22 protein-coding genes are annotated in these 17,553 nt (G+C 36.0%); 14 read left to right on the top strand and 8 right to left on the bottom strand.

The window, feature by feature from the left end; translation table 11 throughout:
* Positions 1–54: 54 nt before the first annotated feature.
* Positions 55–786: a MerR family transcriptional regulator gene (locus AAG068_RS24905; protein WP_342716191.1), complete on the top strand. Its 732-nt coding sequence runs from the start codon at positions 55–57 to the stop codon at positions 784–786.
* Positions 787–823: 37 nt separating this feature from the next.
* Here AAG068_RS24905 and AAG068_RS24900 read toward each other — a convergent pair whose 3' ends face one another.
* A complete protein-coding gene (locus tag AAG068_RS24900) occupies positions 824–1,402 on the bottom strand; it encodes a YhcN/YlaJ family sporulation lipoprotein (protein ID WP_342716190.1) in 579 nt (192 codons plus the stop codon).
* 118 nt (positions 1,403–1,520) lie between these two features.
* On the opposite strand from AAG068_RS24900, the gene AAG068_RS24895 reads away from it, so the two are divergent.
* Positions 1,521–1,823, top strand: coding sequence for a YutD family protein (locus tag AAG068_RS24895; protein ID WP_000435943.1), 303 nt, complete (start codon positions 1,521–1,523; stop codon positions 1,821–1,823).
* 36 nt (positions 1,824–1,859) lie between these two features.
* Here the strand turns inward: AAG068_RS24895 and AAG068_RS24890 are convergent, their stop codons facing one another.
* The 3 genes from AAG068_RS24890 to glpX form a co-directional block, all read right to left on the bottom strand.
* Positions 1,860–2,357 (bottom strand): cytoplasmic protein, encoded by a 498-nt coding sequence (locus tag AAG068_RS24890; protein WP_342716189.1) that lies wholly within the window; start codon positions 2,355–2,357, stop codon positions 1,860–1,862.
* 370 nt (positions 2,358–2,727) lie between these two features.
* Complete coding sequence (locus AAG068_RS24885) at positions 2,728–2,994, bottom strand: DUF3055 domain-containing protein (protein WP_000392610.1); 267 nt, start codon at positions 2,992–2,994, stop codon at positions 2,728–2,730.
* A gap of 16 nt (positions 2,995–3,010) precedes the next feature.
* Positions 3,011–3,982 (bottom strand): class II fructose-bisphosphatase, encoded by a 972-nt coding sequence (gene glpX, locus AAG068_RS24880; protein WP_342716187.1) that lies wholly within the window; start codon positions 3,980–3,982, stop codon positions 3,011–3,013.
* Between the two features lie 147 nt (positions 3,983–4,129).
* On the opposite strand from glpX, the gene AAG068_RS24875 reads away from it, so the two are divergent.
* The 4 genes from AAG068_RS24875 (at position 4,130) to AAG068_RS24860 (ending at position 6,798) form a co-directional block, all read left to right on the top strand.
* Positions 4,130–4,570 carry a DUF86 domain-containing protein gene (locus AAG068_RS24875; RefSeq protein ID WP_342716186.1) on the top strand — a complete coding sequence of 147 codons (441 nt, stop codon included), beginning with the start codon at positions 4,130–4,132 and terminating at the stop codon, positions 4,568–4,570.
* Positions 4,571–4,649: 79 nt separating this feature from the next.
* Positions 4,650–5,282: a helix-turn-helix transcriptional regulator gene (locus AAG068_RS24870; RefSeq protein ID WP_342716185.1), complete on the top strand. Its 633-nt coding sequence runs from the start codon at positions 4,650–4,652 to the stop codon at positions 5,280–5,282.
* Positions 5,283–5,391: 109 nt separating this feature from the next.
* Positions 5,392–6,156, top strand: coding sequence for a TIGR01457 family HAD-type hydrolase (locus AAG068_RS24865; protein ID WP_342716184.1), 765 nt, complete (start codon positions 5,392–5,394; stop codon positions 6,154–6,156).
* Between the two features lie 111 nt (positions 6,157–6,267).
* Entirely contained in the window at positions 6,268–6,798 is a 531-nt protein-coding gene (locus AAG068_RS24860; protein ID WP_342716183.1) for an iron ABC transporter substrate-binding protein, read from the top strand.
* Positions 6,799–6,830: 32 nt separating this feature from the next.
* Here the strand turns inward: AAG068_RS24860 and AAG068_RS24855 are convergent, their stop codons facing one another.
* Positions 6,831–7,412: an NAD(P)H-dependent oxidoreductase gene (locus tag AAG068_RS24855; protein WP_088064721.1), complete on the bottom strand. Its 582-nt coding sequence runs from the start codon at positions 7,410–7,412 to the stop codon at positions 6,831–6,833.
* A 220-nt stretch (positions 7,413–7,632) separates the two neighbouring features.
* Between AAG068_RS24855 and AAG068_RS24850 the strand changes: the two genes are divergently transcribed.
* The 3 genes from AAG068_RS24850 to AAG068_RS24840 all read left to right on the top strand — a co-directional run bounded on the left by AAG068_RS24850 (position 7,633) and on the right by AAG068_RS24840 (position 11,960).
* A complete protein-coding gene (locus AAG068_RS24850; protein ID WP_342716182.1) occupies positions 7,633–8,421 on the top strand; it encodes an ABC transporter ATP-binding protein in 789 nt (262 codons plus the stop codon).
* Positions 8,405–10,978: an FtsX-like permease family protein gene (locus AAG068_RS24845; protein WP_342716181.1), complete on the top strand. Its 2,574-nt coding sequence runs from the start codon at positions 8,405–8,407 to the stop codon at positions 10,976–10,978. The genes AAG068_RS24850 and AAG068_RS24845 overlap by 17 nt, the downstream gene beginning before the upstream one ends.
* A gap of 502 nt (positions 10,979–11,480) precedes the next feature.
* Positions 11,481–11,960, top strand: a complete 480-nt coding sequence (locus AAG068_RS24840; protein ID WP_342716180.1) for a GNAT family N-acetyltransferase — start codon at positions 11,481–11,483, stop codon at positions 11,958–11,960.
* A gap of 23 nt (positions 11,961–11,983) precedes the next feature.
* Here AAG068_RS24840 and AAG068_RS24835 read toward each other — a convergent pair whose 3' ends face one another.
* Complete coding sequence (locus AAG068_RS24835) at positions 11,984–12,475, bottom strand: phosphatidylglycerophosphatase A family protein (protein ID WP_087959426.1); 492 nt, start codon at positions 12,473–12,475, stop codon at positions 11,984–11,986.
* A gap of 120 nt (positions 12,476–12,595) precedes the next feature.
* Here AAG068_RS24835 and yutH point away from each other — a divergent pair, with 120 nt between their 5' ends.
* Positions 12,596–13,597, top strand: coding sequence for a spore coat putative kinase YutH (yutH, locus tag AAG068_RS24830; protein ID WP_048528362.1), 1,002 nt, complete (start codon positions 12,596–12,598; stop codon positions 13,595–13,597).
* Between the two features lie 58 nt (positions 13,598–13,655).
* On the opposite strand, the gene AAG068_RS24825 is transcribed toward yutH, so the two are convergent.
* Both AAG068_RS24825 and AAG068_RS24820 read right to left on the bottom strand, forming a co-directional pair.
* Positions 13,656–13,871, bottom strand: a complete 216-nt coding sequence (locus AAG068_RS24825; RefSeq protein WP_342716179.1) for a carbonic anhydrase — start codon at positions 13,869–13,871, stop codon at positions 13,656–13,658.
* Between the two features lie 194 nt (positions 13,872–14,065).
* Positions 14,066–14,302: a NifU family protein gene (locus AAG068_RS24820; RefSeq protein ID WP_000431159.1), complete on the bottom strand. Its 237-nt coding sequence runs from the start codon at positions 14,300–14,302 to the stop codon at positions 14,066–14,068.
* 206 nt (positions 14,303–14,508) lie between these two features.
* Between AAG068_RS24820 and AAG068_RS24815 the strand changes: the two genes are divergently transcribed.
* From AAG068_RS24815 to AAG068_RS24800, 4 genes are all read left to right on the top strand, one after another.
* Positions 14,509–14,817 carry a YuzD family protein gene (locus AAG068_RS24815; protein ID WP_000248590.1) on the top strand — a complete coding sequence of 103 codons (309 nt, stop codon included), beginning with the start codon at positions 14,509–14,511 and terminating at the stop codon, positions 14,815–14,817.
* Positions 14,786–15,664: a nucleotidyltransferase domain-containing protein gene (locus AAG068_RS24810; protein ID WP_342716177.1), complete on the top strand. Its 879-nt coding sequence runs from the start codon at positions 14,786–14,788 to the stop codon at positions 15,662–15,664. Before AAG068_RS24815 ends, AAG068_RS24810 begins: the two co-directional genes overlap by 32 nt.
* A gap of 94 nt (positions 15,665–15,758) precedes the next feature.
* Complete coding sequence (locus AAG068_RS24805) at positions 15,759–16,436, top strand: CPBP family intramembrane glutamic endopeptidase (protein ID WP_342716176.1); 678 nt, start codon at positions 15,759–15,761, stop codon at positions 16,434–16,436.
* A 297-nt stretch (positions 16,437–16,733) separates the two neighbouring features.
* Positions 16,734–17,528 carry a DUF2628 domain-containing protein gene (locus tag AAG068_RS24800; RefSeq protein ID WP_342716175.1) on the top strand — a complete coding sequence of 265 codons (795 nt, stop codon included), beginning with the start codon at positions 16,734–16,736 and terminating at the stop codon, positions 17,526–17,528.
* Positions 17,529–17,553 lie beyond the last annotated feature (25 nt).

The raw sequence follows: 17,553 nt of genomic DNA, 5'->3' as shown, positions 1-17,553 counted from the left end.
ATTGACTCTAACGTTGCGTCATACTTTATCGTATGTGTTAAGGGGGAGATACACATGACAATGAAGGTAAAAGAAGTAGCTAATTTAGTTGGAATTAGTGTGCGCACACTGCATCATTACGATGAAATTGGGTTGTTAACCCCAGACGAGACGACAGAGTCTGGATATCGTCTGTATTCCAATGAAAATTTAGAGACATTGCAGCAAATTTTATTTTTTAAAGAACTAGGCTTCCCTTTGAAGAAAATTAAAGAAATTATCATGAGTCCATCATTTGACCGAGAAGAAGCGCTACAGCTTCATAAGAAAATGCTTATTGAAAAGCGTGCTCGGTTAGATAAAGTGATTGCGACGATTGATAAGACAATTCAGCATACAAAAGGAGAGATTGAAATGACGAATAAAGAGAAATTTGAAGGCTTCGATTTCAGCCATAATCCGTACGAAGAAGAAGCGCGTGAAAGATGGGGAGACGCAGCTGTAGATAAAGCGAATGAATATGCGAAAGGTATGTCAAAAGACAATCAAGAAGAGTTCAATGCGATTTACAGAAACTTAGCGGCGCTTAGACATGGCGCACCAGATTCTAAAGAGGCACAGGAAGCAATCGGAGTATGGTACGATTACTTGCAAAACTTCGGTGAATATTCATTAGATGCTTTTAAAGGACTCGGTCAAATGTACGTTGCTGATGGGCGCTTCACGAAAAATATCGATAAGTTTGGCGAAGGATTAGCGCAGTTTATGTGTGATGCGATGGCGGTTTATGCGGATCGAAAGAAATAGTCAAAAATAAAGAAGGCGGAGATTTTCTCCACCTTCTTTATTTTTTTATCATATTATTTAAAGTTTGATTCTCTGTATTGTTCAAATGAGGATTTTTACTCATTTCACGCTTTAACATATCAATGCTCTGTGTATATTCTGTATCATTTAAGGCGCCAGATTGCAGGCCTTGAATTTGAGAAATCAACTTTTGGTCTGTTGAGACATATGCTTTATAATAGCGAGGGACGATGGACAAAGCAGCTCTATATACTTGATCTGCTACGAGTTTTGGATCCGTTGTGTTTGCACGGTATACAACAAATACTTCATCATCGGTAACGAGCGTAGCAGCGTTTGTAACGTCAGGAAGTTTGACTGTCATGCTTGTGATCATTTCAGCGACTTTCTCACGGTTAATGGCCCCTACTTGTTTGTTAGACACTTCATGCTTTTGTTTAGATGAATAACCGACTCTCGTTAATCGTGTATTTGTATTTTCCGTATGATACATGTCGTTTTTGTTGGAAACAAGAACACGGCTTCCTTCTTCACGTTCCATTTCGGCTTTATTAGCTGGCTGGCAGCCTGCTAATAAGGAAAGAGTGAGGAGAGAGAGTATAATTTGTTTTTTCACGATGTATCACCTCCTTCTCCATAGCATGCACTAATTTTCAATTTTTTGTATTTGAAATTGTTGGTTGGTATGCTTTGTGATACGATAAAAAGAAGAATGCTTAGAGAGGAAGTTAATGATGGAGCAAAAGCAAGAGATTCATGCTACGGTGAGCATTAATAATGTGCAGTACGAAGTAATTAAAAACTTTCGTGACGGTTTTAGTGAAGAAGCATTTAAAGAGCGCTATGCAGAAATTTTAAATAAATATGATTACATCGTTGGAGACTGGGGTTATGAGCAACTTAGATTGCGTGGATTCTTTGATGATAGTAACCAGCGTGCGACATATGATACGAAAATTAGTACGTTAACGGAGTATTTATACGAGTACTGTAACTTCGGTTGTGCACACTTCGTATTACGAAAAGTGAAGAAATAAAAAAATCCTCTTACGATTGTAAGAGGATTTTTTGCATTATAAACAAATCGAGATATGATCGCCTTCAGAAAGTATTGTATTTGGCTTCATTTGTTGTCCGTTCAATTGAATATCACCATTTTTAATTTTATCCACAATGCGTGTACGGCTCCAGTCAGAAATATATGTGGATAAAGCTTTATCGATTCGGTGGGAACCGAAAACGATATCTAATACAATTGTAATTTCAGCTACGCCGCTTTCCTTATGTTGTGTAATGGAAATGGTAGTAGTTGTTTCTGTTTGATCGTGTTGCGTCATATCGACTGTTTCCACATGATCAGTAAATGATTTATAAATACGAAGCTTTTGGTTCCACGTATGATCTTTCGGACATTTATAAATGGCAAAACGATATATATTTTTTCCGTTGGCGTTATGCCTACGAATATTCGTGTCAGTAAATAAGGTAGTGCGTCTGCAATTTTTACAATACTTTTCGATTGTGTTTTGTTCATTTTCATATAAACTCCAAGAAAGTTGTACTTTCTGCATTTTTCTTCACCTCTTATAGTAGTGGCAAAGAAACGTAATACAGCTATTTGGATGTCTTGTAGTATGAAGACATGAGAAATAGACAAAAATAAAAGGAGGTTCCCTTAGGAACCTCCGTAAACATCATACTACAGATGCAATACGTTCCTTTGTAATGGGAATGGGCAGACTACTCCCTTGAAAAAGCACAGAGCTTTTTTGAGAGTAATGCTATCCAATTGCTGGTCCATTACAAAGTAGTTGTTGGCATACGTAGATAACGTCCTTTCTATCCAAATAGATTTATTCTTAATTATAACATAGTAGTTTGAAAATTAAAAATATCTAAAACGAAAAAACACCAGCTAAAATAGCTGGTGCCCAAGATAAATTATATAAGTTCAAATAAAAATGAGCGTAGTTCTTCTGCAATTTCTTCAGTCATAGAAAATGCGTGCTCTAAGTAGCCTGGTTCGTTTAAATCGTCAGTGCCGATGATTGCAAATTTATTGCGCTGCATATCAAGGACAATTGTTTTACCGTAATGACGATCAGAGTATAAAAGCGCTAAATCATGACGCTCATTTTCTCCCATAAAGCTAACGAAACGCGTTTTTGTAGCGACAGTATCGTCGTACAGAAAGAAACGTTCTTCCATACACATGGCTCCTTTATTAAATATCTAAGTTTAAGTGTGGCTTATGATCTAAATGGTGATGCGTTTTAATGAATCGTACTGTTCTTGTTTTGTAACGCATTACGATAGAATATGTTTCAGCTAAATCTCCGCCAAGGAATTTCACGCCGTCTAATAATTCACCAGCAGATACACCAGTTGCTGAGAAGATTGCATCATCACCAGATACTAAATCATCTAACATAAGAAGTTGACGAGGATCTTCTAATCCCATTTCACGACAACGAGCTTCTTCTTCTTCGTTAATTGGAACTAAGCGAGCTTGCATTTCACCTTCAAGGCATTTTAATGCTGCTGCAGAAATAACACCTTCTGGAGCTCCGCCAATACCTACGAATAAGTCGATACCTGTCCCAGGTAGTGCTGTTGCGATTGACGCACCAACATCACCATCACCAAATAATTTTACGCGTGCACCTTTTGCACGAACACGATCAATAATATCTTGATGACGTTCACGTTCTTGAACGATAACCGTTAGATCGCGAATCTTTTTATTGTTAGCTTCTGCTACAATTTCAATTGTTTTTTCAATTGGATCATCTAAGCTAATTTTACCAGCTGCTTTTGGACCAACCGCGATTTTTTCCATGTACATATCAGGAGCATGAAGAAGGTTTCCTTTATCTGCGATTGCGATAACTGCCATTGCATTTGCAAGACCTTTTGCAACGATGTTCGTACCTTCTAATGGGTCAACGGCGATGTCTACTTCTGGACCGTTACCTGTTCCTAGTTCTTCACCAATATACAGCATCGGTGCTTCATCAAGTTCTCCTTCACCAATTACAACTGTACCTGCCATGTTTACTGAATCAAACATATCACGCATTGCTGTAGTTGCTGCATCATCTGCTTCGTTCTTCTTTCCGCGGCCCATCCACTGTGCGGATGCTAATGCTGCTGCTTCTGTTACACGGACAATTTCTAGTGCGAGTTCACGTTCCAAGATTTCATTCCTCCAATTTCAAAAATCATACAAATATAACTATAACAAATAACGGAGAAAAGGTGAATTCGAAAAATTGTCGATTTTTTCAGAAGAAAGCGTTACAATTAAAATGTAAATGCTTTAATTTCCAGGTAGGTGACATTCATGTATTTTGTAGACAGAAAGAAAATAGAACAAATGCTAGTATGTTTAGAACGAGCAACAAATACATTTCAAGAGAAAAAGATATATGAAACCGAGTTTGAATTTTATGCATTAGAACGCATAGCTCATCTAATGATTGATTGTGTATTAGATGTAGGGAATGCAATGATTGATGGATTTATTATGCGCGATCCAGGAAGCTATGAAGATATTATCGATATTTTGATGGACGAGCGAGTAATAAGTACAGAAGAAGGACAAAGCATGAAAGAAGTAATTCTTCTTCGAAAAATGCTTACGCAAGATTATATTCAAATGAATCATGATGAATTATATAAGACGATTCAAAAACATATTGCAGTGGTAGAGAAATACCCAGCAAATATTCGCAGTTATTTAGAGAAGGAATTAGGACCTGTATCTGCATTTGTACCAGAATAATTATGCTTATAAGATCCCCAAGGTACCTTTTTGGGGATCTTATATTGTATGTGAGAAAGAAAAGGGAGAAGGTTGAAACATGGGGGAAGCACGTACGACGAAAGATGAAATTGTACAATTGTTGAAAGTAAAGGGAGAGCACACAGTAGCGGAACTAGCAGACGTTTTAGAGATTACAGAAATGGCAATCCGAAGACATTTAAGTAATCTTGAGAAAGATGGTTTCATCTATTCCAAGATGGTAAGGCAACATGTCGGAAGACCAACTTATTTGTATGGATTAAGTGAAAAGGGAGAAGATACATTCCCGAAAGAGTATAAGCAATTTGCGATTGATATGCTAGAAGATTTAGCTCGAATGGGTGATGAAAAAATACTTCGCTACGTTTTAAAAGAGAGAACGAAGCGAATGGAAGAACAGTTGCAAAAACGAGTGAGTAATCAAAAGAATTTAGCATTTAAAGTGCAAGAGATAGCGGCTATGCAAGAGAAAAATGGTTATATGGTCCAAATAAAGAGAGATGGAGAGAACTCTTTCGTAATTGAAAAACAAAACTGTCCGTTAAAAGAAATTGCAGAGAGATTCCCGCAAGTATGCGAAGATGAAAAAGAGATGTATAAGCGTTTATTTGCAGGAGCAGATGTAAAGACGTTAGCAAACATGTGTGAGGGCGATTGTAGTTGTTCTTACCAAGTAAAAGAGAAAAAATGAACGTTATGGGGCGCTTTTAGGTAAAGCGTTTTTTTCTTTGGAAAAAGCGGGTAATATAAGAGTGGTATGATAAGGTAAGAACGTTAGCATAGAAGGAGAGACATAATCGATGTATAAAGGTTACTTAATTGACTTAGACGGTACGATGTATCGCGGAGAAGAACAAATTGAAGAAGCGAGCGACTTTGTAAAAGCATTAGGAGAGCTCGGCATTCCTTATTTATTCGTTACGAATAACTCAACGCGTAAACCAGAACAAGTGGCAGAAAAACTTGTTCGTTTCGATATTCCAGCCGAAGCAGATCAAGTATTCACAACGAGTATGGCGACAGCGAACTTTATTTATGAACGTAAACAAGACGCAACTGTATATATGATTGGTGAAGAAGGCTTGCATGATGCACTTGTGGAAAAAGGATTTGAACTTGTGGATGAAAATCCTGATTTCGTTGTTGTTGGTTTAGATCGTGACATCACATATGAAAAATTAGCAAAAGCTTGTCTTGCTGTGCGTAACGGCGCAACGTTTATTTCTACAAATGGTGACATTGCTATTCCGACTGAGCGCGGTTTATTACCAGGTAACGGTTCATTAACATCAGTTGTAGCAGTATCAACAGGTGTGGATCCAATCTTTATCGGAAAACCAGAATCAATCATTATGGAACAAGCTTTAAAAGTGCTTGGCATAGAAAAAAATAAAGCATTAATGGTTGGGGATAACTACGATACAGACATTTTAGCAGGAATAAATGCTGGTATGCATACCCTTCTTGTCCACACAGGAGTCACAACTGTGGAGAAGTTAACAGAATATGAAGTACAACCAACGCAAGTTGTGCATAACTTGACGGAGTGGATTGAGAAGATGTAATGAAATGCAGGTAACCGGAATAGGTTACCTGTTTTTTTATGCATAATTGCATATTCGCTGTTGTTATATAAAATGTAAAATTTATATGTAATGATAAAAGGGGGAATCAGCGTGTACTGGATGTCATGTATTATGTTTGTTTTTACATTATGTGTTTTGTTTTTTGTTCTATGGAAGATATATAAAATAAATGAAATGAAAAAAGGCGCAGGAAAACTCATTGCAATGTATCCTCGGGTGAAAAGACGTTGGATTGCATTACTTGGACCAGCATATTTCATTGGACAATGTATGTATATATATGCTCAGTACGTAAGTGGCGATATTGATACAGTTGAACAGTTTCTCATTCAGCTAGGTATTCATGCTGTAGCAAGTTGTTTTATGACTTTAATAGCTATCCATCTTATTAAAAGTGTACAAATATATGAAAAAGGCGTAGTAGACGGATTAAACTTTTATTCATACGAAGAATTAAAAGGCTATAAAACATCAACATGGGAAAATCCAAAAGAAAATATATTTTTATATCGCGGGCGAGAAAAAATGAATGACAATGTAAATTTACTTATTAGACAGGAAGATATGAATGAATTAGAAAGCATTCTTCAAAGATATATTCCGAAATTAATGATGAAATAAAAAACTCCGGTTTTAACAACCGGAGTTTTTTATTAGAATGCACGATTCACAACATCTTTTACTTCTTCAAGATATTGCTTACGCACACTATTATCCACAGAAGGAACACTCGTATAGAATGTATGCTCAATTGTTTCAATGCCTGTAAATTCAAAGATACCAACATCTGCTGTTTTCTTCATTGCTTCAAACATACCGCCTGCTGTGTATGCTTCTTTCGTATTTCCCATTGTAGATAATAATAAGCCTTTTTTACCACTTAATAACTTCTCAATCCCATTTTCACCGTAAGCATAAGCGAAGCCGTGGCTAAATACACGGTCAACGTATCCTTTTAAAATAGCAGGAAGTCCCGCCCACCAAACTGGATAAATGAATGTAATGCTATCAGCCCAAGAGATATGCTCTTGCTCTTCTTTAATATCTTCTGGTGTGTTTCCTTGAGAAAATGAGATGAAATCGGAAGCACCTAATACTGGATTGAAGTTTAACTCGTATAGATCACGAACGCGTACTTCATGACCTTTTTCTTCTAATTCACTTTTTACCGTTTCTAAAATCGCATGGTTGAAGCTTTCTGTATTTGGGTGTGCATAAACGATTACATGTTTCATGGTTCTTCCTCCTATTTGTGGATAGTTTTTTATTTATGTAACTATTATGGTTACTTCTGTTGTGAGAGTCAACTTTTTTGACGTGAGAAATAAAGCGGAAATGTAATTAGATAATATGGGATACATGTTAGTATGTGACAGAAAAATACAAAAAAGTAGGGATTTTGCATTCTGAATAGAATATATAGATTGGTAAATAGAGAGAGAAGGGGATATGGGGATGAATATTATTGAAATTGAAAGGTTAGAAAAATCGTTTGATATTGGGGATAGTAAAGTGAAAATATTAAAAGGCATTAATCTTCAAATTCAAAAAGGAGATTTCGTCTGTATTATGGGGGCTAGTGGATCGGGTAAAACGACCTTACTTCAGTTGTTAGGTGGATTAGATATTCCATCAGTAGGTAGTGTTCGAGTTGACGGTACAGAGATATCAACATTAAAAGAAAAAGAGCTAGCTTTATTTAGAAGGCATAAAATCGGTTTTATTTTTCAGCAGTTTAATTTGATTCCAGTGTTTAGTGCAGAAGAGAATGTAGGGTTACCGTTACTGTTAGATAATGTCTCGCAAAAGAAGGCAACGGTGACAGCAACTCGTTTATTAGAACTTGTTGGATTGAAGGGAAAAGAAAAGCATTTACCAGCACAGTTATCAGGCGGGCAACAGCAAAGGGTTGCGATCGCAAGAGCTTTTGCAAATGAGCCGGCTATTATATTAGCTGATGAACCAACAGGGGCATTAGATTCGGAAAATAGCAAAAACATAATTGCGGCACTTCGCAATGCGTGTGATGAGTTAGGGCAAACAGCTGTCATTGTAACGCACGACCCGTTCGTAGCCGCTCATGCGGATAAAGTTGTTTTCTTATTAGATGGTGAAGTGATTTATGAACATGCTGAAAGTAAAGGGTGGAAGTTTCGAAATATCCCGCAACAAGTTACTCACATTCAAGAGATTATGAATCGCCACTTTAAAGTAGGGGGTAAAGGTGATGCGATGGGTAATTAAGTATGCAGTAAAATCGATGAAACAAAATTGGCTGCGAAATATGTTGATTGCTCTCGGTGCAGCTTTAGGTGTTATGTTAGCGACGATGTTATTGCTAGGCAATCAATCAGTAGAGAAAAGCGTAAAGGAACAAGTAGTAAGTCGGTATGGAGATTATAATTTACAATTTGGCTATATAAAAAACGATATGTATTTAAATAATGAAAGTTTAAAAGGAATAGATAGCTTAGAAAATGCTGAAAAAATTTCAAAAGTACTTATACCATATCCTTTTCCAAATTATAAAGAGTTATCGGGAAAACCGTCCTATTGGGGTGTTGAGCAAGATTCTCCAGAAATGAATTCTTATAAAATAGTAGAAGGTCGATATCCGAAAGAAGGGGCGGAAGTAGCACTGACAAAAGGGTATACAGATCGTGAAAATATAAGAGTAGGAGATACGATTAAGTTGCCATTCCCGCAGCATGGAGAAAAGAATGTGAAAGTCGTCGGCATTTTAAATCCGCCGTTAATGGCAGCAATGGGGCACAGTGCTTATTTTCCAATCTATTGGCTTCAAAAAGAATTAAATCTATCAAATCAATTCAATCTTGTTCAAGTGAAAACAGCCGATGTAAATGTGAAAAGAGCAATTGCTCTTGATGTAAATAAGAAGATAGAAAATATAAAGGTAGATCAACGTACTTATGTTGATAAGACATTTGAAAGACTAAATGTAATGAAACCGTTAATTTTTAGTTTAGGTGGTATTGCCTTATTTGTTGTAGCTCTTTTAATAATGGGAAGTTTCTTCTTATCTGTTAGAAGTCGATTTAAGCAGTGGGCATTATTACGTGCGCTCGGTAGTAACCCAAATCAAATTATATTAGTCGTTTTATTAGAGGCTTTATGCATCGGAGCAATTGGATCGCTAGCAGGAGTTATTCTTGGGGCAGGTACGCAAACAATCGCCGCATCTTTTATTAACAAATGGGTGAATATTGAGGGGGCAGGGAAAGCATCATTCTCGATTTCAAGTGAGGTTCTACTCATTACGTTTTTACTAGGGATTGTTATGTCTGTCATAGGAGCTATTATACCGGCTTTCATGGTTAGAAAGATTCCACCAGTTCAAGCACTTCGGCCAGGTCTTCCTAGTAATGAGAAAAAAGAAAAAAGATGGAGTGCTTTTAGCCTTAGCATTTTAATCATTGGTACCGTTATTGGACTCACGGGTAGCATATTAGAGCAGTATATCGGTTTCAATCCAAGTGCGATAGGAGCGCTGTTATTTGCAGTTGGTTTGTTATTGGCGATTCCGTTATTTATTCGCGTAATAGCACCAGTGATTGCAAAACCGTTTCAAATGATATTACGAATTGAAACGACGATTAGTAGCCGGAATGTAATTCGTTATCGGAATAAGGCAGCTGTGTCGGTTGCTATACTAGCATTTGGTTTTATGTTAGCACTTGTTGGAACGATGTATGTAAATTCTATGTATGAAGGTATGAAAAAAGGGTTACAAAAGCATTTACCAGCGGACTTAGTAGTAAGAATTCCAGTAGAGTCGCAAGGAATAGAAACATTACCGTTTAGTTGGATGGAGAAGGTTAGAAAAATTGATGGTGTGGAATCGAGTGTTGGGAATGCTACTGACTTTACAGCAAAGCTTGTGAATTATGACTTTAAAAAAGCGAATCAAGAGTGGTATGAATTTATGAAAAAAAACAATTTGAACTATGATTCAATGGAAGTTGTAGGTAACGATATTGTAGCGTACCAGAAAGTAACAAAGGCGAAAGTGATTGCAGGACAAGCTTTAAATAAGCCATTACAAGATGGTGAGGGAGTCATTACGAAAGAAGTGGCTAAAAATTTAGGGCTTCAGTTGCATGATACGGTTGACGTACAAGGAAAAGGGAAAGAAAAACAAACAATTAAAGTCGTTTCGATTATTGAGCAAGGATTAAGGTTAAGGAGTTTGGATATTTTTGTGAATGAACAATGGGCTCGCGATAAGTTTCACGTACAAGGATATGAAGCAATTCAAATTATGACTAATTCTAATCAATCATTTGAAGGGATTAAGAAGCAAGTAAAAGAAATTACAAAGAATAAAGAGAATGTAGAAGTTATAAACAGTTATGATTTATTGAAAGAACAAGAGCAGTTATTATCGCAAATGATGATGTTAATTCGCTTGTTAGTTGTAATTGTTTTCATTATTTCTGGCATAGGATTAATGAATGCAATTGTCGCAAGTTTGCATGAAAGACGTGCTGAAATTAGTATGATTCGTGCGGTAGGAGCTATTCCGAAGCAAATGAGAAGGATCGTTTTATTAGAGGGAACTTTACTTGGAGCGATCGCTGGTTGTATCGGAATTTTTGGTGGGATTCTGTTTAGTTATATCGTGTTATCAAGCTTAGAGTTAACGGTTATTATTATTCCGTATAATCAAGTTGTCATACTGGCTCTAGCTAGCGTGGTGCTTGGAGCAGGGGCAGCATTGATTGCGTCATTACAATTAAGAAAGTTTAAATTAAGTGATACTTTAAAGGAGTTATCAGCATAAAAGATTGCTATACCCCGCTCATACAAAGAACAAAGAAAACAAATAAAATGATAACAATACCAATGCCGAAGTTAAATACGAGGGTACTATCCATATATGTAGCCTCCTTATTTGAAAGTAAAAAGCACTCTAGTTAAGAGTGCTTTTTTATTTTGAATCTACTTTATAACTTTTCGAAAGTGATTCATGCGTGTAATGGTTTAAATTATTTTATGTATTTATGCTTTGAAATGAGTAAGTCCTTGTGAGATATAGAAAAAAAGACACTCGTTCGAGTGTCTTTTAAGATGACAAAATGTGCCAATTGCTTGAGGTTGATAAGACGCTAATTTCCGTGTTAACGCCTTTTCTCTAATCAAGAAGTGTAGCAACAGCGATTCAAATAAATTGTACCACTTGTTTAATGGCTGTGCGTATGTAATTCTGCATATTGCAATTAGAGGGAAATGAGGCACGAAAAATGAATGAGTATATATAGAATATTCGATTAGGAGAGATAAGGATGGATATACATAAGTTAACGGTAGAAGAAGCAAATGAGATAAATACGTGGACGTACGAAGAACCTTATAATTTATATAGTTTTTCAGGCGAGGAAGAAGTAATAGAAGAATTATTAGATGGGACGTATTATGGTTGGTGTGACGATAAGGGAGAGTTTATCGGCTATTTTTGTTTTGGGGAAAATGCACAAGTGCCAGGGGGAAGAGATGCTCATTTATATGGTGGAGAAGATGTAATTGATATCGGACTTGGCATGAAGCCGGCGTTAACAGGGAAAGGGCTGGGAAAAATATTTTTTCAAGCTGGGATAGCCTTTGCTGTTAAAGAATTTAAGCCGAAAACGTTTCGACTTAGTGTAGCGACATTTAATACAAGAGCGATTACGCTTTATAAAAACATAGGTTTTCAGCAAGGTCCTATTTTTTTGAGCCGTGGAAGAGAATTTATGCTTATGGAATACGAAAGACCGTCAGTATGAAACTGACGGTCTTTCGTATTTTATTATTCCGAATGCTCAGCTCTATGCGCTAAGCGGCTTGAAGCAGCGGCAGCAATTCCGCCAACGATATCATCAAGGAATGTATGCACTTTTCCAGATGATTTATCATTTAAGTATTCTAAAATACCAGGTTTTAATTTATCGATATATCCAAAGTTTGTGAAACCGATAGAGCCGTACACATTAACGATAGAAAGTGCGATTACTTCATCAATTCCGTATAAGCCTTCATCACGTTTTACGATATCTTGTAATGGCTCACTTAACATTCCTTTTTCAGCAAGAACATCGAGTTCGATACCTGTAATCAATGCATTTTGTACTTCACGTTTTGATAATACACGTTCAACGTTATAACGGCATTCTGACATCTCTAAATTTGGATGATATTTTTTTTGAAGAAAATGAACAAGCTCAGCAATATCGTCAATTGTTACACCGCGCTCTTGTAATAGTTGTAATGCTCTTTCTTGTAGTTGATTTGATTCTTTCATGTTTATCACCTTTTTTTCTTTTTAGTATTTGTATACGTTTCGTTGCTTTATCACGTGCATAGGAATGAAAGGCGAGCACAAGCTCATATATATAAAGAAAAACCATAGGTGGCGAATGCGATGATTCATCATATTTATGAGCATTATCATATGCATGTTAAAGAATTAATCCCCCTTGGCCCCTATAAAAGCTTTTGGATTCGCAACAAAATTTATGTACTTGTTCCAATTGGAGAAATGGAGGAAGAAGTACTTGTAGAGATGAAAAAGCTCAGTGACTATATGAACCAGCAAGGGGATATAACTGTAGCGACTTTCGTTCCGACTATACACGGCTACTATGTAAGTGAGATAGAAGAACAAAATTACTGCTTATTAAAAGGTATGCGTGCGTTAGAACGACATGCTACATCATTAGGAAGTGAGCTTTCTATATTCCATAAACGAGGTGCTTTTTTTCCGGAAGAGATCGAACAATTAAGCCGCATTGGTGAATGGAAAGCGTTATGGGAAAAAAGGCTCGACCAATTAGAAAAGTTTTGGCAATCACAAGTGATGAACCACCCTACAGACGTATTCGATCAATTGTTTATTGAATCCTTCCCGTATTACTTAGGAGTTGCAGAAAATGCAATTCAATATGTTGTCGATACAGAGATGGATGATACACCGCAACTGACTGATGCAGCAACCATTTGCCAAGAACGATTCACACCCTTATTATGGCATCAAACGAAGCGTCTCAAACTTCCTTTTGATTGGGTGTATGATCACCCAACTCGAGATATGGCAGAATTAATCCGCTATATGATGATAGAAAAAAAGAAAGATTGGGAGCAAACAATCGTTCAATTTGTTACAGATTACGAACGAAATTATTCGCTATCCTCATTTGGTTGGCGCTTATTATTTGCAAGGCTCCTGTTCCCACTTCACTATTTTGAAACAGTCGAACGATATTACCAAACGGGAAACGAAGAACAAAAAAGCATATATAGAGATCGCTTAGAAGCCATTTTACACGATGTGAACCGCTCAGAGCAATTTATGAAGCACTTTTATGGATCACTTCGTTTACCAGTTGATAAGTTAGGCATTAGGAAATTAGATTGGCTGTCTTAAAATGAAAAAAGAGACCGGGTGAGGTCTCTTTTTTCATACTACAATTGTATGTAATACATTATGCCCCTACTTGTTGATCTGCACATATATTTAAAATGAATTGATGTTGTTCGATTTTTTTATTTACTTTACTCAATAATTCTTGCTGGATTTCTTTAAATAAAAATTGGTAGCTCGCATTCCACGTTGGTATAACGGATGAAAGGTCTAATAAATACTCTTTTTTCTTTTCTAGTTCTTGAATTGTTAAAAAAGTGTTCCCCATTCTTGGCATGTGTCGTCCCCCTATGTTTTTTACTTTATATGTGTGAACGATTCACTATATAGTATCAATTATCGCATTTTTTGAGAAGGATTTCCAATTTTGTTTTATGATGTTAACGGATGGTTGTTATTTGAATAAAAAAAGGAGACCAAATTTGGTCTCCTTTTAGCAAGTGACTTTGAACGAGCCGCTTCCGCTTTTAATTAAAATACTTGTTCTACTTCAATAACGCCTGGTACTTCTTCAAGTAATGCGCGTTCGATACCAGCTTTTAGTGTGATTGTAGAACTTGGGCAGCTTCCGCATGCACCCATAAGGCGTAATTTTACGATACCTTCTTCAATGTCTACTAATTCAACGTCTCCGCCATCGCGAAGTAAGAATGGACGTAATTTATCTAATACTTCTAGTACTTGTTCTTGCATATGTGGGTTTTCCATTTTTATCGACTCCTTTCATCAGTTTTATTATAATCAAGATAGAGGGGAAAATCTATTTTTTCTGTTCTTGTTTTAATGTCGAAATTTTTTATCATGTTTACAACGTGTTTTTTCAGTATAGGGGTATGGAATAAGTTTGTAAAATGATGTGCTTATGTACTAAGACATCTGAATATACTGTTGAAACAAGAAGTGGGGGAGAAGAAATGGTTAATGTGCAAGTGTATGGGACGAAAGTAATTTGTGCGAGCTGCGTTGGAATGCCATCTTCAACAGAAACGTTTGAGTGGTTACAAGCGGCGATTGGTCGTAAATATGAAGGACAAGAAAATAAATTTAATTTTGAGTATATTGATTTTCAAGAAGAACAAGAAGATGAAGATAAAAAAGCATTCGCAGAGCGCGTAGTGGAAGAAGATTTATTTTATCCAGTCGTTCTTGTAAATGGAGAAATTGTTGGAGAAGGAAATCCTCGTTTGAAGGATGTTTACGAAGAAATCGAGAAATATTTATAAAGCAGGAAGCCTTTGCGAATTTGCAAAGGCTTTTTTTATTGGAGGGATAGATGTGAAAAATGGAGTGAAGCATGCGTTACCAACGGAAGTACAACAGTTAATGGAGCGGTACACAATAGAATTAAAAGAAATTTTTTTAGATGAAAAAATAGTCGGGGTATATATTTACGGGTCCATCGCACTCGGTGCATTTCATGTAGAAACGAGCGATGTTGATTTTGTTACGGTAATAAATGATTCTGTGAATGAAGCTGAAAAACAGCAACTTGTAGAACTTCATAAGAAACTTAGTGGTAGTACGTTAGGCAAAAGAATGGACGGTATGTATATTCCGCTTGCTGATTTAGGGAAATACAATGATGAAATGAATGAGTACGTGTATTGTGCAGATGGTAAAGCGAATATAGGACATTGGGATATTAATGCAGTAACATGGTGGACATTGAAAAATCAAGGTATTACAGTAATTGGGAAAGAAGCGGAAGATCTTTCGTTTCAAATAAGGTGGGATGATGTAGTCAATACGATGAAATACAACGTAGAACAGTACTGGAGTGGAAAGGCGAAGCAGCCGTATTTATTTTTTATAGAAGAGTGGGTAGAATCAGCTGTCGTTACGATGGGACGTATTTTATATACATTGGATCATAAAACAATCATTTCAAAAGATAGAGGATTGCAATACTTGTCAGAACGTTCAGGGGAAGAATGGGAGATTTTATTAAAAGAAGTAGCGAGAATACGGCAAAATCCAAAAGAAAAGCGAATGCTCTCAAGGTGGAGAAGGGCAGATATGACGAGGAAGTACTTACTGTATTTAATTGAAACGTGTAGAGAGAAATGGTAGGGGAAAAGACGATACAGTAGATTGTATCGTCTTTTTTTTAATCAAAATTGGTATATAATGGTTTGAAAGGTTTAATTATACTGGAGGGGATAGGATGAATACAGAATTAGCTACTTATGAAGAAAAGAATGTAGTAATGAGTATGCGCGAAGTAATTAGCATGATAATAATTATTTTTGGGGTAATGTATGGAATCGTTTTTTTGAACCTTATATATGACTCTTCCTTATATCCATGGTATGTAGATCATCTTATTCCGCCTGTAACATTTCTCGCTATTATTTTAATATACTCACCAGCAAGAAATTACTGTGTGTATTTATTAAAATCAATGCAATTTAACAATTTTAAACATTATGTAACGATAGTAATGACGATGATCGTGCTGCTTATATATCTTGCGGTATTAAATTTAGTTTTACCACATGGGCTTCGTGTGGATGAATCTAATCTAGTAATAGATCCTACTAAAAGTGAAATCCTTTTATACGTAGTTGTACTCACTGTTTTTGCACCAATTTGGGAAGAGCTTGTATTCCGAGGTATGTTTTTTATGAAATTATCTCAGCGCTTCTCTATACTTAGCAGTGCCGTTATAAGTGCTTCTATATTTACTTTAGGTCATCCCCTTACAGTAGGTAGTGTTTTATATATTTTTGGTATAGGTGTATGTTTAGGCTACGCATATAAGAGGACAAATAATTTACTCGTTCCAATTGGAATTCATGTATTAAACAATGCATTTTATTTATTATTGAAATTTCAACTATAAAAAGACGCCTTTTTGAAAAGGGCGTCTTTCGTATTTTGTAGAGGAAAGATAATACGAAATATGGATAGTTTCATGTGAAACATTTTTATTATCAAATATATAAAGTGATTAACTTAGTGTATTAAACGTATCATTCATAAGTATTCTAATATATTTAATAGAAAAATGGAATAATAAACAGATAATTGTTGGAATATATTCAATTTCTGTTCATTTTTATGAAATATATGTACTTTTTGTTAGATTCCTTCTTTTTATTTCTATAAAATACACGTATGTAGATATGAGAAAAGGATGATGTACGTGAAGGACACTGTTTTACAAGAAACAATTTCTCCGCAACAGTTACATACAGTCGTTCAAAAGAATACGGCGTATTATGACTTTAAGTGGGGGAAAGTAGAAAATCCAGCGCAAAGGAATACGTGGAATTGGGTAGCCTTTTTCTTCCCAACTTTTTGGTTAGCTTATCGTAAAATGTATAAGTTGTTTATTATACTTACGTTATTGGCGGTACCTAGTATCGTTGTAACAACTTTTATAGATATTCCAGATGGGATTTATTTAATATGTAGTTTAGCTCTTCAGTTAGGAACGATGATATTTACTGGATGGCAAGGAAACCGTTTATATTATAAGCATGCTGTTCGTGTATTACATAAGGGAGAAGATATGCCTGATCATGAGAAGGCGTATTACTTACAATCAAAGGGTGGCGCTAGTTTTGCTGGTATGGTTGGTTTCCAGGTTATAATTGGAATAGTGTTTGGTGGAGCTATGTTCGGACTCTCACTTTTACCAACTGAGCCGAATATTAAAAATGTTGTTCGTTCAAGTGGTGAAGGTGTTACTTTAGAGATTATGACAGATAACCCAACTTGGAAGTTTGTGAAGAAAGAAAAAGATTATGACGTAGTAGAATTTACTGGTCATGATTATACAGAGAAGAAAACTGTAAAAATTAAATTTGCTGTTTATTTTAATGAAGACTATTTTGAATGGCAAGAAGTATATGAGAATAATAAGAAGTTAAGTGAAGATGAGCTAGAAGAGTATCAATTTTACATTGAAGAAAATGGTTGGGGGTTCTAGTGAGAACTCGTTTATTTTGAAAAGA

The sequence above is a fragment of the Bacillus paramycoides genome (genome assembly GCF_038971285.1).
Lineage (GTDB): Bacteria > Bacillota > Bacilli > Bacillales > Bacillaceae_G > Bacillus_A.
Note: the sequence above shows the minus strand (reverse complement) of the source record. Positions and strands in the feature narration are given on the sequence as shown.

Bases quoted from the DNA above. Each gene is read 5' to 3' on its own strand.
- AAG068_RS24800 (WP_342716175.1), top strand. From the start codon at position 16,734: ATGTACGTGAAGGACACTGTTTTACAAGAAACAATTTCTCCGCAACAG.
- AAG068_RS24820 (WP_000431159.1), bottom strand. From the start codon at position 14,302: ATGGAAAACCCACATATGCAAGAACAAGTACTAGAAGTATTAGATAAA.
- AAG068_RS24905 (WP_342716191.1), top strand. From the start codon at position 55: ATGACAATGAAGGTAAAAGAAGTAGCTAATTTAGTTGGAATTAGTGTG.
- AAG068_RS24840 (WP_342716180.1), top strand. From the start codon at position 11,481: ATGGATATACATAAGTTAACGGTAGAAGAAGCAAATGAGATAAATACG.
- AAG068_RS24895 (WP_000435943.1), top strand. From the start codon at position 1,521: ATGGAGCAAAAGCAAGAGATTCATGCTACGGTGAGCATTAATAATGTG.
- AAG068_RS24875 (WP_342716186.1), top strand. From the start codon at position 4,130: ATGTATTTTGTAGACAGAAAGAAAATAGAACAAATGCTAGTATGTTTA.
- AAG068_RS24805 (WP_342716176.1), top strand. From the start codon at position 15,759: ATGAATACAGAATTAGCTACTTATGAAGAAAAGAATGTAGTAATGAGT.
- AAG068_RS24865 (WP_342716184.1), top strand. From the start codon at position 5,392: ATGTATAAAGGTTACTTAATTGACTTAGACGGTACGATGTATCGCGGA.
- AAG068_RS24815 (WP_000248590.1), top strand. From the start codon at position 14,509: ATGGTTAATGTGCAAGTGTATGGGACGAAAGTAATTTGTGCGAGCTGC.
- AAG068_RS24835 (WP_087959426.1), bottom strand. From the start codon at position 12,475: ATGAAAGAATCAAATCAACTACAAGAAAGAGCATTACAACTATTACAA.
- AAG068_RS24825 (WP_342716179.1), bottom strand. From the start codon at position 13,871: ATGCCAAGAATGGGGAACACTTTTTTAACAATTCAAGAACTAGAAAAG.
- AAG068_RS24850 (WP_342716182.1), top strand. From the start codon at position 7,633: ATGAATATTATTGAAATTGAAAGGTTAGAAAAATCGTTTGATATTGGG.
- AAG068_RS24870 (WP_342716185.1), top strand. From the start codon at position 4,650: ATGGGGGAAGCACGTACGACGAAAGATGAAATTGTACAATTGTTGAAA.
- AAG068_RS24810 (WP_342716177.1), top strand. From the start codon at position 14,786: ATGTTTACGAAGAAATCGAGAAATATTTATAAAGCAGGAAGCCTTTGC.
- yutH (WP_048528362.1), top strand. From the start codon at position 12,596: ATGATTCATCATATTTATGAGCATTATCATATGCATGTTAAAGAATTA.
- AAG068_RS24890 (WP_342716189.1), bottom strand. From the start codon at position 2,357: ATGCAGAAAGTACAACTTTCTTGGAGTTTATATGAAAATGAACAAAAC.
- AAG068_RS24845 (WP_342716181.1), top strand. From the start codon at position 8,405: ATGCGATGGGTAATTAAGTATGCAGTAAAATCGATGAAACAAAATTGG.
- AAG068_RS24855 (WP_088064721.1), bottom strand. From the start codon at position 7,412: ATGAAACATGTAATCGTTTATGCACACCCAAATACAGAAAGCTTCAAC.
- AAG068_RS24885 (WP_000392610.1), bottom strand. From the start codon at position 2,994: ATGGAAGAACGTTTCTTTCTGTACGACGATACTGTCGCTACAAAAACG.